The sequence below is a fragment of the Peptostreptococcus russellii genome (assembly GCF_003012055.1).
Lineage (GTDB): Bacteria > Bacillota > Clostridia > Peptostreptococcales > Peptostreptococcaceae > Peptostreptococcus > Peptostreptococcus russellii.
On the sequence record NZ_JYGE01000004.1, the window covers coordinates 169,667 to 186,194 of the forward strand.

Annotated in this window: 8 protein-coding genes and 2 rRNA genes; all 10 read right to left on the reverse strand. The window is 28.1% G+C overall.

Annotated features, from left to right (window positions below):
- Positions 1-3,993 (reverse strand): helicase-exonuclease AddAB subunit AddA, encoded by a 3,993-nt coding sequence (gene addA / locus UF10_RS05870; RefSeq protein WP_106776898.1) that lies wholly within the window; start codon positions 3,991-3,993, stop codon positions 1-3.
- Positions 3,993-7,565 carry a helicase-exonuclease AddAB subunit AddB gene (addB, locus tag UF10_RS05875; protein ID WP_106776899.1) on the reverse strand — a complete coding sequence of 1,191 codons (3,573 nt, stop codon included), beginning with the start codon at positions 7,563-7,565 and terminating at the stop codon, positions 3,993-3,995. The genes addA and addB overlap by 1 nt, the downstream gene beginning before the upstream one ends.
- A 12-nt stretch (positions 7,566-7,577) precedes the next feature.
- The gene (locus UF10_RS05880; protein WP_106776900.1) at positions 7,578-8,294 is read right to left on the reverse strand and encodes a PD-(D/E)XK nuclease family protein; all 717 of its coding nucleotides are present in this window, start codon (positions 8,292-8,294) and stop codon (positions 7,578-7,580) included.
- A 299-nt stretch (positions 8,295-8,593) separates the two neighbouring features.
- Positions 8,594-10,909: an ATP-dependent helicase gene (locus UF10_RS05885; protein WP_106776901.1), complete on the reverse strand. Its 2,316-nt coding sequence runs from the start codon at positions 10,907-10,909 to the stop codon at positions 8,594-8,596.
- A gap of 299 nt (positions 10,910-11,208) precedes the next feature.
- A complete protein-coding gene (locus UF10_RS05890) occupies positions 11,209-13,152 on the reverse strand; it encodes a hypothetical protein (RefSeq protein WP_106776902.1) in 1,944 nt (647 codons plus the stop codon).
- Positions 13,153-13,512: 360 nt separating this feature from the next.
- Positions 13,513-14,451, reverse strand: coding sequence for a hypothetical protein (locus UF10_RS05895; RefSeq protein ID WP_106776903.1), 939 nt, complete (start codon positions 14,449-14,451; stop codon positions 13,513-13,515).
- A gap of 413 nt (positions 14,452-14,864) precedes the next feature.
- Positions 14,865-15,473, reverse strand: a complete 609-nt coding sequence (locus UF10_RS05900; protein ID WP_106776904.1) for a DUF1700 domain-containing protein — start codon at positions 15,471-15,473, stop codon at positions 14,865-14,867.
- Between the two features lie 46 nt (positions 15,474-15,519).
- The gene (locus UF10_RS05905) at positions 15,520-15,882 is read right to left on the reverse strand and encodes a PadR family transcriptional regulator (RefSeq protein WP_106776905.1); all 363 of its coding nucleotides are present in this window, start codon (positions 15,880-15,882) and stop codon (positions 15,520-15,522) included.
- A gap of 275 nt (positions 15,883-16,157) precedes the next feature.
- Positions 16,158-16,274 (reverse strand): 5S ribosomal RNA (gene rrf, locus UF10_RS05910).
- Between the two features lie 67 nt (positions 16,275-16,341).
- Positions 16,342-16,528 (reverse strand): 23S ribosomal RNA (locus tag UF10_RS05915); the annotation flags it as partial.

Sequence of the window (16,528 nt, forward strand, 5' to 3'; positions counted from 1 at the left end):
TTATATCTCCTTATATTCCACCAAACGACCAATGCTAAATAAATATATATAGCTTTTAGATACTTTTCTTCCTGAAATATCCTCCATAGCTTTCTTATAGAGTTCTAATTGGAGCTTGTATCTTTTTGCTACTTCTTCATAATTTTTATCATTTGCATAGTCCGTCTTATAATCCAATAAAATTAAGTCTCCATTTTCATCTTCAAAGAATAAGTCTATTATACCTACCATCATCATTCTTTCAGAGTCTTCAATATTTTCATCTTTATATACTTCATTTACTTTTATGCTGTAATCAATAGCCTTTTCTTTATAGACTTTATTTTTTTTATTTGCATCTATAATCTCTTTAAATATTGGAGAAGAAATAAATCTAGCAATCCAATATGGATTTACTGTATCTGCTTCCTCGCTTGTCATTATATTTTTATCTACAAAAGTTTTCTTTTCCTCATTTATTTTTTTAACTAATTCATCGCTATTTTCATCAGCAGTAAACTTTGAAAAGTCTAAAAGTTGCATAGCTAGATGAAAAATAGTTCCTTTCTCTGCTGCTGTAAACTCGACTCTATCTTTACCCCTGTGCATAAATTTTGGTGTTTTTAGCTCTCCTGAAAAATCTTTCTCAAATATATTTTTATGTACTTCATCATCCTCTGAATCCTGAATTATCTTTTTTATCTCAGAAACAGATATGCTTGAAGGTTTATTTGCACTATTATTATATCTATATTCATAATCAAATTTTGAATCTAATATACTTTTTATTTCTTCATAACTACAAGCGTCATAATTACTTAACTTATCTTCAGGCTCATTTTCTTCATCTACAAGCTCTAAATTATTTATTCCATCTTTACTTTCTGATACTTTAGATTTTATATCCATTATATCTCTATATTCTTCCTTCACTTTTTCAAAACTATCAATATTAATACTCCACTTACAGTCTTTGTAACCTATATATTTAGAAGTTTCTCCCTTAATATTTATAAACTCTTCTCTTTCACTTAGATTAATTATTGCTGGCATAATCCAGTTTAAATAAGAGTTTGCAGATAAAACTGCCATACTGTCAATATTTAAATTTTCATCTGTAGGAGTCTCTTTCCACTTATCTATTTTTTTATCCTTATCCTTAATCCTTCCAGTAAATATCAACTTTTCTTTTGCCCTAGTCATAGCAACATATAAAAGTCTCATCTCTTCAGCTATTAGCTCATTTCTTTTAACATGATCTATTCTTTTTTTAGTTATGCTATCAAAATGTAGCTTTCTATCTAAATCATTTACTCTAGGTCCATACCCCATAATTTGATGCAGGGACATATCTATCTCGTCTGAGGATGTATTGAATCTTTTCTCTGTATTTGCAACTATAACTACTGGAAATTCCAAGCCTTTACTCTTATGAATACTCATTACTCGAACTACATTTTCTTCTTCTGATATTGACTTCGCTTCTCCTAGATCACTTGCTTTAGATTTCATACGTTCTACATAATTTATAAAGTTAAATAATCCCTTGTAAGAAGATTTTTCATATTGTCTTGCCCTTTCAAATAGAAGCATAAGATTGTCCTGTCTTTGCTGACCCATTTCAAGAAGACCAACATATGCATAGTAGCCCGTTTCCTTCAATAGATACCATATAAATTCATCTACAGATAAAAGTAAAGATTTCTCTCTCATAGTTTCTATTGAATCAAGAAAAGCTCTTACCTTGTTTTTAAGCTTTATCATATCTTCTGATATTTTTATGTTTTCTTCAGTTATACTTTCTTCACTAATATTTTCTTCGCTTATATTATTTTCACTTATATTATTTTCACTTATATTATTTCCCAAGTTATAGACCTTTAAAAGTGCCTCATAAAAAGTTACATTTCTAGCTTCAACTCTTATCCTTGCTAGTTCACTCGAATTAAAAGCATATATAGGAGATCTCATAACAGAAATTAGTGGAATGTCTTGAATTGGATTATCAATCACTTTTAGTAAGTTTATCATAGTGTCTACTTCTATTGTAGAAAAATAACCATCCCCAGAATCTGTATATACTGGTATGTCATATTCAGTTAATATTTCTTCTATACTTAATGCTTTTTTGCTTGGAGATCTCATAAGAATTACTATATCTCTATACTCAACAGCCCTATAATCATCTATTTCTTTATCAAATACCATATAATTAGACTCTCTAGAATTTACCATCTTATATATAATATTTGCTATAGATATGCACTCTTTTGAAAAACCTTGTAAATCTTCAATTTCTTCTTCATCTGTCAGTTCACTAGTTAAAACTGCTTTAGAGATATCTTTTTCCTTATTATCATCATCTTCTTTTTCATCCACTAAAAAAATTTCAATAGGACCTGCAACAAATGCGTTTTCTTTCGTCATCTCTTTAAACTCTGCACTAGGATTTAGTCTTTCATCTTCAGTATAATCTAGTTCACCTGTTTCTTTTCTCATTATTTTTGAGAATATATGATTGCAACCTTCAAGTATTTCTGCCCTACTTCTGAAATTTTTATAAAGCATAACTTTCTTATTTAAACTTTCTGGACAGTCACTATAAAGATCATAAGAATTATACTTATCCATAAATATTTCTGGCATAGCTTGTCTAAATCTATATATACTCTGTTTAACATCCCCTACCATAAATCTATTTGGCTTATCACTTTTAGAAACCATTGAAAGAATCATTTCTTGAACAAGGTTACTATCTTGATACTCATCTGTAAATACTTCTACATAGTTATCACTGTAAGCCTTTGCTATTTTTGAAGGAAAAACTTCTCCATCTCTCTCATCTGTCAATATTTCAAGAGCATAGTGCTCTACATCTGCAAAATCTACTATTGCCATAGCTTCTTTTTTCTTTGCAAACTTTTCTCTAAAAAGTATAGTAATGTCAGATAAGGCTCTCATATAGGGATATACAATATCATTTTCTTTCTTTATATAATCAATTTTTATATTGAGTTTTTCATATTCAGACTGGATACTTTTGAAAGACTCATCTAATTTAGGTTTAATTTCTTCATAGCTTATGATTGCATCTTCTGCAAACTTTTTACTTTTTCGAAACTGAGGGAATTTCTTTTTTTTATATTCTTCTATTATTTTAAGAGTATCCTCCCATATTTCCAACATATCTTCTGCTTTATTTTTTCCTTCTTCTAGGAAGTTACTTAAACTATCCTTTACCAACTTAAGATATTCAAACTTATCACTATTTGTTTTATAATAAGTAATTAAATCATCATAAGGCATAATTTCTTCTAGGCACTCTTTAACTATAAAATAATGATAGTTAAGTGCGATCAAAGCATCTTTTGCTACAGGTACAAAGTAATTTTTGACATAAAAATCTAAGTCCTTATCTCTTGTATCAAAATACTGTGCTGAAGAATCCAGCCACTTCTCAGGATAGGGAGAAGAGTTTACAAAGTTATTAATAGTAAGAATCAAACTAGATAAAGAATCATCATTATTTTTCACAGAATAATAATCCACTAATTTTAAAAACTTTTCATTTTTTTCATCATACAGCTCTTCAAACATTTCCTCCATTACTTCTGAGGCTATAATGGATATTTCTGTAGGATCAGCTATTTTTATATTTGGATCCAAGTCTGTAACATGAAAGTTACTCATTAATATTTTTTTGCAGAAAGAGTCTATTGTACTAATATCTGCTTTGTTCAAAAGCATCATTTGTCTTTGTAGATGTTTATTGTCGGCATCATTTTCAAGAGCCTTTTCTATAGCCAAAGCTACCCTTTCTTTCATTTCAGATGCTGCTGCCTTGGTAAATGTTACGACCAATAATTTATCTACATCTACTGGATTTTCCTTATCTAGTATTAACTGTATAATTCTTTCTATCAAAACAGCTGTTTTACCAGAACCAGCAGCCGCCGCTACCAAAAGATTTGATCCTCTATTATTTATTACCGATTCTTGCTCCTTTGTCCACATTATTCGTCACCCCTCTCCCTATCTTTTTTTCTTATTTTTTCTCTCATTAATTTCAAGACTTCCGTATAATCTTTGTTTTTTACCCTCTTCTTGATTGAGTTGTATCTATTTCCTTTAATAGTTGGATCAAATTGACATATAGATTTAAAATCACAGAACCTACAAGGAAGTTCATCTCCAAACTTATATGGATGTATATCTATCTTTCCTGAATATATCTCCTCACATATTTCTTTAGTCTTACCTAATACATATTCACTTACTGTTTCAAACTCATCAAAACTTAAACCTACAGTATTTGCTCCAATTTCTCCACCCTTTTTATTAACTATTGGCAAGATAACAGACTTTTTATTATCCTCATCTAATGTCTTATCAAGGTGTTTTATTACTTCTTTGTCTTTAATTATAAATCCACTTAGCTTGTTCTCATTTAGTATTGTATTTTCTAAGTCTTTTTCAGTCATACTTTCCGCTTCTTCAAGACCAGATAGCTTGCTCTTAATAGGATTAAATCTACTATATAAAAGAGCTGCTGGCTTGCTATTTAATTTTTGATTATTGATACTATCTTCTTTTTTTAATTTCTTATTGGACTTTAATACAGCACTCATATATACAAATAACTGCATCTGAATACCAGCCATTATTTTATCCATATCAAGATTTTTTGTAGATGATTTATAGTCGATAACTCTTACATAATCAACCTCGCCATCATTGTATTTATCAACCCTGTCAATTTTACCAGTTAAAATAATCGCCTTTCCATCATCAAGCTTATATCTTATAGGCTCTATATCACCCTTAAATCCAAACTCTACTTCAAAGTTTTCTGGTATAAAGTCACCTCTTCGAATTTGTTCAGACATTATCTGTAGACTATCTACCAAATTTCTATTGATTCTTTCTGCTAAATACTTATGTTTCTCTGAACTCTTTAATATATAGCCTTTTCTATCTTCTATTATTTTTTCCGAAATTTTATCTACTTCACTTTTAATATAACTTTCATCTATATCTGTCCACTCCACACCATTTATCATCACTCTCTTTGAAAAGTCATCTAGCAACTTGTGTGAATATATACCAGAATCCATAGGACTAAACTCATAAACTTCTCTGTCCTTTGCCTTTAATCCATAATTTACAAAGTAAGAAAATGGACAAGATACATAGTTTTCAAGCTTAGATATACTAAACATACCTGCACCATATATTTCATTTGCTAGTTCTTTACTCATTCTTTCAGCAGCATTTTCATAATTTAGAGCCTTGTCTATCATTTTTATCTTAAGTTTATAATCATCATTATCTTTAAAGTATCTATAAACACTTCTCCAACAATTATCTATTTCTTTCTTTTTTTCTGTATTTTTAATCTCTCTTAAGTTGGAGATTAAGTCATCGAAAAGTCTTTCTTTCGCTGAGATATTTTCCACAACTTTATCGAAACTTTCATCTACTTTTTCATTATCTACTAACTCCAACTTTATATTCGGAAACATTTTTTTAAGTTTCTTAATTAATGGTGATGGTCTCATTGACTTGCCTTCAAAGTCTGCTATAGGATAGCTAACGATCAATCTACTCATAGATATACTAAGAGCCTTATATACTAAGAATTGCTCATCATATGCCCTAGACAATATATCTGTATCAAACTTTATGCCCTGCTTTAATAGCTTTTCTCTGTCATTTTCTGTAAGCATATTATCATCAGATATATCTTGTGGAAATACTCCATCTCCTACACCTATCAAATATAAAATCTTCATGTCTGGATTTTTCATCCTATCTACGGTTGTAACAAATACCTGATCTCTGGCTGGTGGTATAATTCCTAGTTCAAACTCATCAAATTCAGCTTCCATAAGATTAATAAATCTTTCCAAACCAATTTTTTCATCAGCAAGAAATTCTACCATCTCATCTAGCATATCAGTAAATATAGACCATACCTGTGAATACTCCTTCACCTTATATAGATTCTCTTCTTCCTTGAATTTTTCAATTAAGGCTACTATTTTTTCAGGCAACTCTATATCTATAGTAAACTCATATAAATATCTACAAATTTCTGAAACAGTATTTCTTCCTTTTAATTTATTGTGTAGTATCTCTACTGGTCTCATAAGTTTATCTTTTATTTTATTGATCGTTTCTAGATATTCATCTTCCTCTTTTTCATTTGGATTATTATCCTCTAGGTTATGCTTTATTGGATAATCCCAAACATCATCAAACCATCTTTTTCCCTTTATTCCATTTGCTAACACATAATTTTCCAACATAGAAATCTCTATATTAGATAGAGGAGTCAGCCCGCTCTTTAAGTATCTAAACATTGATTCATAACTATAATTTTTCTGCTTCATCTCTAAAATTGATAAGACTAAAATTATTATAGGATTATTTTTAGCAGCAATCTTTTCATCTAGAAAATAAGCTATCTTATAGTCTTCAAAGATACTTTTGATTAGATATGAGTACTGATCTAAGTCCCTCATAGCTATAGTAATCTCGCTATATCTATAGTCCTCATCTCTTACTAGCCTGTTTATCTCGCTTGCAATATGTTCAACTTCTAGGTGAGCATTTTTGAATTCAATAATTCTTAGAGGATTAGTATTAAATTTCAAACCATCTTTACTTTTATCATCTAGTGCTAGAGACTCAGTATATTTGGGTGGATTAAATTCATTTATATTTTCTTCTAAATGTCTTAGAATAGGATTATCGTAATAGTCGCATTCTTTAATGTAAATATCTCTCTCCCTTTTTATTGAATATTTTTGACAAATCTCATTTATTTTCATAAAAGTAATATTTGTCTTAGAGAATACCCCTGTCCTAGAATTGAAGTTTTTCAAATCGGTCATAAGAGAAAAATATATATCCTTTGAATATAAGATCAACTTTTCAATAACCAGATACTGTATCGGCGTAAATCCTGTAAATTCATCAACAAATATCGTTGCTCCTGATAAATCCTTGTAATCATCTAATTTTTTTGAAAAAAACTCCAAATTATCTTCTGTATCAAAATAATTATCCAAAAGATAAGATTCATAGCTTTCATATACTTTTGCCAAGTCATTTAGTTTATGCCTTAGAGATTCATCTTCACTACTATTAGCCATTTCATAAATTTCATCAACAGACATATCATTTTGCTTAAACTCTATTATCATATCCATTATTTTAGGCACTAAACCAATACCAGAACCCTTTGCCTTAAAGGTTATTAGCTCATTTGATACTGAATCAATAGCCTTGTATATCAACATTGCTCTTGCTGTTTTAGATATTTTTCTCTCAGTCAATCCCCCAACACTGCTATATACAATATTTCCTAGAGTAGTAAAACTCACTACCCTAATTCTAAAATATGGATCTGAGTCCTTCAAAAATCTTTGACTTATCTTTTTCTCCATTTCATAAGTATATTTTTCAGGAACTAATATATAAATTGGTTTTTGACTCTCCTTTTTGGCCTCTTCAAAACATAAATCTAAAATTTTATCTGTTTTATTGCATCCCATTCTGCCAGTAATAAAACTTACGCCCATAGTATCCTCCCTCTATTCTACTTCTTTCGAAATAGACTTAATTTTATTTATTAGAGAATATATAGTTTCTCTATTTTTTTCATGGTCTTTCTCCGTATACTCTATCATTACATTATTATTAATTCTTGCCTGATAATAATACATTTTTAAATTGCTATAATCTAAATCCTTTGCTATACTTTCTTTACAAGCATACATATATACAATAGTCTGCATTTTTCTTTTTGCAAAAGATTTCAAGATTTTTCTTTTTTCCATCTTCCAGTCCCATATATTTACCTGTGATAGCTTTCCATCTTCATATATCTCTACCAATAAATCAAGAGCCACCTGTATTCTATCACTTAATTCAATAGTTGTTTCTGGATGAAACTTTATATTTTCTTTTCCATATCTATTAATATATGTTCTTTTTATAGACTCTATTTTTTTCAAATCACTTTTCATAGAATTATCTATATAGTTAATTTCATCTACATTTTCTATAATATTCAAAAAAATCCTCTGACACATCATATGAAAATCACGACCATAACTCATATTTTTTTCATATAATTTGTCCTCCTTACTATCATCACTCCAAAATATATTTCTAATATACTTATCTAAAAACTCTCCCTTATCTCTTTTAAAGCTATTTAGCATATTCTGACTGAATACTAAATGATTTATTCTATAAGCTACTTCCTCTGCCTTTAAGTCATCTTTTATTCCTAGCTTGCTCTCCATTAAATACCTCCTTAATGGACTTTTTATAATTACTATCCTTTTTTAAACTTTTACTATTCTTAGACTATCTCTTTTTCTACTCTTATCTTACAGTTTTTCTTATTTTTTATTTTTATCTTTTTTATTTTGATATTTTTATCTTCTATCTTTTGTTTCTCTTATTATTATCTTCTATTTGTCTATTATCATCTTATATTTTTTATATCATTGCCTTTTCTTACATTCTTTTCGTATTTTGATACTCCTATATTATATATCAAAAAATATAAGAGTTACTAGATTTCTTAGATTCATCTCTCTTACTTATTATTTATAACTTTTATCAAGTGTTCAAAAAATAGGGAGTTTCTTTTATTGAATATATATTCTCCACTCGGGGAAACTTCTTTTTTAGCATTCATCAAAGTTACTCTTTTCTTTGCTCTTGTAATTCCAACATACATCAATCTTATATGTTCTGCAATTGTATCCTTTTTCAAGTTACGCTCATATTCATCTATATCCTTGACATCTCTTTTAGAAAAATAATCTATATCCTTTTTTATACTAGCCTCTGGACATTCAAATCCTTTTCTTAGATACTTTCTATTCATTCTAAAATAATCGCTGTAACTAGATGGAAAATTATCTGAGTTAAGTCCAAACATTATAACTGCATCCCACTCCATTCCCTTTGACTTATGTAAGGTTGCTAATGTAATGCTTCCAGACTCAGCCTCATACTCTCCTACATCATATATTGACTCTATAGCTGAGTTAAATACAGCTGAATACTTTAAATCAAGGGCAATAGATGCTCTATATAGACCCTCTGCTTCAAATCTCAGGAGATTCTCTAAATAAAATGCTATATAACTTCCAAGCATTTTTTCTTCTCTACTAGCTTGAAATAAATCTATTATATTTTCTATAAGTCTAGCTATATTTATCTGAGGAAATGAACATAAACTTTGAATTGAAGATCTGATAGCAGACATATTCGTTCTAATTTTGAATATATCTATCTCATTTAAATCTCTACTTATCAACTCTTCACTAGATGTGGATTTATTTTTATAATCTCTATAATACTCATCATCAAATATCCATTTTTCACAGTCAACCCCCTTGAAATACTTCATTATATTGACTGCTTCACTATCTTCTAACTCTAGATCTTCATTTCTAACTATAAAACCCTCTATTATTAACTCCGCCAACTTTCTATCATCTTTTGGATCTATTAAAAAGTCTATAGCCAGCCTAATATCATTGATTATCTTTTTTCTTTCATCTAAGTTGGAGCCTAGGACTTCATACTCAATTCCCTTTTCTTTTAGGGAATCCTCAATTCTTTTTACTCCACTATTATAAAAACATAATACAGCTATTGAGTAGCTAGGGAAATTTTCTTTTAAATCTTGTATTTCTCTAATTATCTTACTTGTCTCTTCTTCTATACTATTGCTGATTTGATAATTTAGCATATTCTTTTGAGACTTTGGATTTTCTTTATAACCCATAGACTTTTCTACTTCTTCTATATATAAATTTTCCAAAGAATTATAGTATACTTGATTTTCATCTTTATTAGTAAATTTCACCAATTCATTTGCAAGATTTATTATATCCTTTGAACTTCTTGAAGCCATATTCATATTATATTTATAATCTGCACTTTTATAGAAATCTATAAAATACTTTGGATCGGAGCCTGTAAATGTGCCAGTAATACTTTGATTGACATCCCCTACTCTAACAAGATTTTTTCTAGAGGACTTTTTATTATCCTTATTTCCAGCTATAATATCTATTATCTTTCCCTGAATCATATTTGAGTCCTGACACTCATCTTCAAATACATACTTATATTTCTTTTGATAGTGATTTTCCACAGACTCATCTCTTGATAAGATATTATAAGCAATTATTAAAAGATCATCATAGTCTATATAGGCATTAGCTCTCAGTTCTTCTTGATATAGAGAATAAATAGGAGATATAATATTCATAATCCCTCTCAAACTATTTTTTTGAGCCTTGTCTTTTGCTTCTTCAAACTCTTTTTTTCTTTCTTGCACCATTTCTTTTAAATTCTCATCCGTCAAATTTTCATATTTCAATAACTTTATGCTATTGGATACTATAGAAAAGAATTCATTATTCCATTTTTTTACTATTTTTTCTACTTTTCTTTTTGATGGATCTATAAACTTGTCTATAGATTGATTAAGATCTTCTTCTTTGAATTTCTCTATAACATTTTTTAATAGCATTTCTTTTTTATAGTCATCAATTATTTCAAACTCTTCATTCATTAAAGCCAAGCTAGTATTTTCTTTTATTATCTTCATAGCAAGAGAATGTATTGTCATAACTTCAAATTTCGTTTTTGATAATCCTCTTTTCTCAAGTATTGCTCTTATTCTTGATTTAAAGTTATTTACTGCACTATTCATATAGGTCAGAATTAATATTTTCCCATCTTCATTATTTACCGTCATTTCTTCTAATAAATCTGCTACAAGGTTTGTAATTATAAAAGTTTTTCCAGCACCTGGAACAGCCTGTATTCCCATAGTGCCTGATTTATATTTCATTATTTCTTTTTGATCTTTTCTATATACGATTTCCATACTATCTCCTTGTCATCAAAACACTTATAGATTCTTAAAATCTCATTACTATTTTACTGTTAAGATTCTTATAAATTACTATCCATATTAATAGCATTTATTCTATTTTTTAGCTTTTATATATTTTCTATTTATTATAGCTTTATATCTATTGTAGCTTTTTTATTTATTATAGCTTTCTATATATTATAGATTTATATATAATATAGCTTTTTATTTATTATAGATTTATATATATTATAGCTTTATATTTATTATGGCTTTTTTATCTATTATAAATTTATATCTATTGTAACTTTCTATTTGTTTTTTTGAATCTTATTATTTAATATACTTGAGAATCTATTTTCTTGATCATAGCCTGCAATATTTTTATAGGAACTTAAAATATACAACTTTCTATTTTTATCAGAGTTATTTTTCATTAATCTATAAATACTATCTATTATCTTTTTCTCTTGATAATCTCTGTAAAATTCACCTATATTATCAGCATCAATATTTGATAGTATAGAGTCATCCATATATGCCAAATCAGTGTCTATTTCGCTTTCAACTCTAGCATCAAACATTGGAGACTGAGCATCTAGAATAATTTCTATATCACTATCCAATGAAAAATCTAGATACTCTCTATAGCTTACTAACAAAACATTCCCTAGTTCTTTATTTTCTATTTTCCTTCTTGTACTAGTATAGTTTGATAGATAATCCTTTATAAATTTAATCATATTATCATCTCCTAAGTGGAAATTTAGATCTGAAGTTTTCTCGCTAAACACAGATAATTCCTCAATCAAGCGAGCTATTTGACTTATCTGTTTCATACTTTCTTCCTCCAAATCTCCATACACTTGATAAAAACTTTTAATAAATCCAGTATAGTTTTTGTCAAGTAATTTAGGAAGAAGTCCTTCTATATCACTTATTTCTTTGATATAGAGATTTAAATTTTTCCTTATAGAGATATAATTAATCTCACTTTCTTTTAAATTATATATTTTTTTAGATTCTATATAGTCTAAATCATATTTAACTAGGGATTCTTTTTCATCAATAGTTATAATATTATTTTTACTTTCCTCAAATATTTGATTATTTATTTCCTCTAATTCAGATATATAGTCTTTTGAATCATTTTCTAGATCAATATTTTCATACATATCTTCATCTGAATCTTCATATAGATCCTCTCTTAAAAAGAATCTGTCTCTGTCTTTATAAATAGTATCTAGAATCAACTTCACAAATTCAACTTTTTCATCTTCATTAAATATATATTGAGAATCTGTCTTAATAGCTAATGCAAATAAAGCTGCTATTGCCGTTTTACTATTTCTAACACTATAATTTTTAGATAAAAATCTAATGTCCTTATCTACTTTGGATGATATCTCTTTTATTTTACTTTCAATTGTAGTGTTTAGCTTAGGAAAAATTATACATATATCCAAGTCTCTATACTTCTCATCACTTATAATATTTTCTAGACAAAAAAGCATATCAAAATAATTTTCAAATTCCTCTTCAAAAATCTCTGTATTTTTATTTTCTTTATATATTAAATCTTCTTCTATAATTTTATTTATATTAGTGTCATTGAATATTTTATAGACTTCTTCAATGGAGGATATTTCCTTTAAATTATCTCCAAACTCAACTTTATCATCTGAATTATATATATATAATTTTTTATTTTTCATATTATTATTGTAAATTTTATGAGGAGCTATTTTTTCCAAATATTTTTCTATCAGCATAGACATATCATATAGATTTGATTTTTTAAGAATTTTCCTATAACTTTTAATCACAGTATCCATATCCAAAGAAATTTTCTCAGAATAGCTCGCTCTTTTAAACTTATATATCCTCTTTGCTATTGCATCTACAGGAATTTTATTTTGAGCTGATTTTAGCATAATAGAGTAGATCTGTATTGCCAGAAAAAAACTATTTGAATTTACAGCTTGAAAACAGCCATCAAAATCTTTCTTATCTCTTATAATTTTCTCTAATATACATATAGCAGCATTTTTTGATATAATATTTGGCTGAATCTCATCTTCCACTAAACTCCAGTATAGAGTACTTTCATCTAAAATAAATTTCTCTATAGTCGTAAAGTTTAACTTGGCAAAATAGTCCCCCTTAAAATTACTTCTATAACTTTCTTTTGCAATCTCTGCTTCCATAGAGTTTCTGCAAAACACATAATTTTGACTCCCAAAAGAAAAAAACATAGCTTATCTCCAATCCCTAGTACTTGACTAGCTAGAAATTTAAATTGTCTAGCCTTACTTTTAAACTAGTCTTATATTTATATTACTTATTTTATTCTATTATCTATCTCTGCTTACATTATCTATCTTTATTTTTGTTATTTATCTTTAACTTTTTTAATTATAATTATATTTATCTCTTAAAAAAGTATATCTCTATCTATTATATTAAGATATTTATTAATTAAAATCAAGTTAATAAAACATATGTTCTGTATTATTTTAATATCTATTTAATCTAAACAACTCGATTGACACGTCTTTACTAGAATATAAAAAAGACAGATATTAATCTGCCTTTTTATTTATCACTACATACTTTTAATCTTCTGAAATCCTAGCTTCTCTAGCATTTATCACAAGCTCTGGATTTGATACAGGATTAGTTTTTAACTTACTATCATTATTTAATTTTTTAATATTATCCTCTAACACACCGCTATACTGTTTTACACTGTTTGGAGCTGGTATATTTTTAGCTCTTACCTTCTCTATAAGATAATATCTAAAGTCTATTCCATCTTTTGTATTTATATTTCGATAATCCATTACTAATTTTTTGATAGGATTATTATATTCTATAGATGTTACAAACCTTATATCTGATGCCTTTATATGATCTTTTATCATATTATCTTCTATATTATATTTATTAATATAACTCATTCCAGATGTTAAGCTTCCATCTTTTTGCTCAAGATTTACTCCTTCAGGAAGCTCTATATCAAGCGAATATACACTATTGTCTAGCTTATATACACTCTCATCAAATGGACTGTTCGGATTTATACCATTCCCTCTTTCAAATCTAGCACCGCTTAGAGCTAACTCATCTAGAGAATCTTTTACTATATCTTTACTAGTTATTAAAGATATAAATTCGAATGGATTCATAGAGTCTATATCTGCTTGAGTTTTGACAACTCCATTTATATTTTCTTTTGTTGACTCTACCTTTAAGACTCCTTCTGATATACTTGCATCATATGCCTTAACCCCTTTTATTCCTCTTCCATTTACTCTCACCTTATTATCAGGAGATTTCTTTATATTTACTACTCCAAAGTTCGGAAAATCTCCCAACTGGACAGTGTTTACTTTGTTCGTAGACTCCAAGACCTGACTAACTTCTACCAACTCTTCCCTACGTTCTACTACATATTTATCTAATTTTGGTATCGTATTAAAAGCTGTGTACAAACTTCCTGCAGCACCAACCACAAAAAGTGATACAGCTGTTATTAGTATTTTTTTATTCATCATAACACCTCACTATTATTTACAGCTAACATTTGCTTTTTATATTTATCTTTTAATTACAGTATTTTTATTTTTGATTTGCCTATCTTTTTATTACTACTTCTTTGATTTCACTTTTTAGTGATTCTATATCAATTTATATTCTCTTTATGCTTTTATATTCTCTTTATGCTTTTATATTTTACTGATCTCTCACTAGTCTTTATTTGTTACTTATTAGCTACTACTTATTTCTATCATACTTTTACTTTTTTAATAACTTTTATATAGCTCTTTAATAATTATTTTTATTTCTTTTTCTACTTATTATTTATTTCTTTTACTACTTAATCACTGATTTTCTATATTATTTATTACTTACTGATTTTTTATATCATACTTTTATTTTTTCAGTGATTTTTATATAGTTACTTTTATTCATCTGTTTTGCTTTTAGAATTAAATACTCTTTTGTTTAGTTTTAATCCTAGCTTTACTAATAACTTTAACAACAAACCCTCAAGTATTAATGATCCTATTATAAGCATTATAGGGAATATTAATAACATTTTACTCTGATTTATCACTCCAAATGTAGTAGCAAAGTATGGTAGAGCCGTAAATGTCATCAAGGTTATTAATATTGTAGGTATTCCTATAAAAAATACTGTTGGAAAATACATAATATCAAATAATACTGTCAACATTTTACTTGCTGTTTTTTTCATATTTTTATTTACTTCTAATTTTGGTATTTTTATTTTCTTAGGATCTAAAATTCTTTCTTTCTCTTCAAAGAATGTACTAAAATCTTCTCTTGTATACTTTCCATCTTCTATATCACTTTTCACCATCTCATCCACTATTGCTTTTGGACTACCCAGTGATTCTACTATTTCTTCTTCGTTCTTACCTTCATTAATTCCATCTCTAAAATATTCTTCATAGTCTCTTAATATATCCTCTATTTCAACAGGATTTAAATTAAGGTATGCTTTTTCTAAATATACTCTTATTTCCTTTAAAAATTGACTTTTTTCCATTTTTTTCACCTCACACTCTTTTTTAAATAAACTTTATCCATTTATACTATTCGCTACTATCATCATCATTATCTTCTTTATCCAATCTGTTGCCATAGATATTACCTCCTATTATTGAATCAATTACTTTGCTGAAATCATACCACTCTTTTCTCTGATTAAGGAAATACTCTACTCCTCTATCCGTTATCTCATAATACTTTCTGGCTGGACCTTCGCTTGAAGCCTCCATATATGTATCAAAATATCCATCTTTAGTTAATCTTCTTAGAATTGGATATATCGTCCCTTCATTAACTTCTATGCTATTAGATATGTTTTGGACTATTTCATATCCATACATGTTCTTTTTACCTATCATAGCAAGTACACAAAGCTCTAGGGCTCCCTTTTTAAACTGCGTATTCATATGTTCACCTACCTTTTACCTATTATGTTTATACCTTCTTAAGCTAGATATATACATTTATATGATTTCCAACTTACTTTTTAATTTTATATTTTTTTATTTAAATCCCTATACTAAGCACTGCACACTATTGTACATTACCTAATACTATGTTACTAAGTATAGCACACTATTGTACACTACACAATACTATGTTATAAATAATATCATATTTTTTTATTAATAATTATTATATTTCAATAAAAAAAGCCCTAGCATAAATGCTAGAGCTTTTTACGTGGCTACTTCCTACTCTCCCAGGCAGTTTCCCACCAAGTACCTTTGGCGCTGGAGAGCTTAACTTCTGTGTTCGGTATGGGAACAGGTGTATCCTCTCTGCTATAATAACCACATATTTGGTTGAAGTTTGTACCTTCAAAACTGAGTATATTTAGTAAACTTTGACGTCCATCGTATTTATTGGTCAAGTCCTCGATCTATTAGTATCAATAAGCTACATACATTACTGCACTTACACCTTTGACCTATCAACCAGGTAGTCTTCCTGGGATCTTAACCTTACGGTGGGAAATCTTATCTTGAAGTGGACTTCGCGCTTAGATGCTTTCAGCGCTTATTCTTTCCATACATAGCTACCCAGCTATGC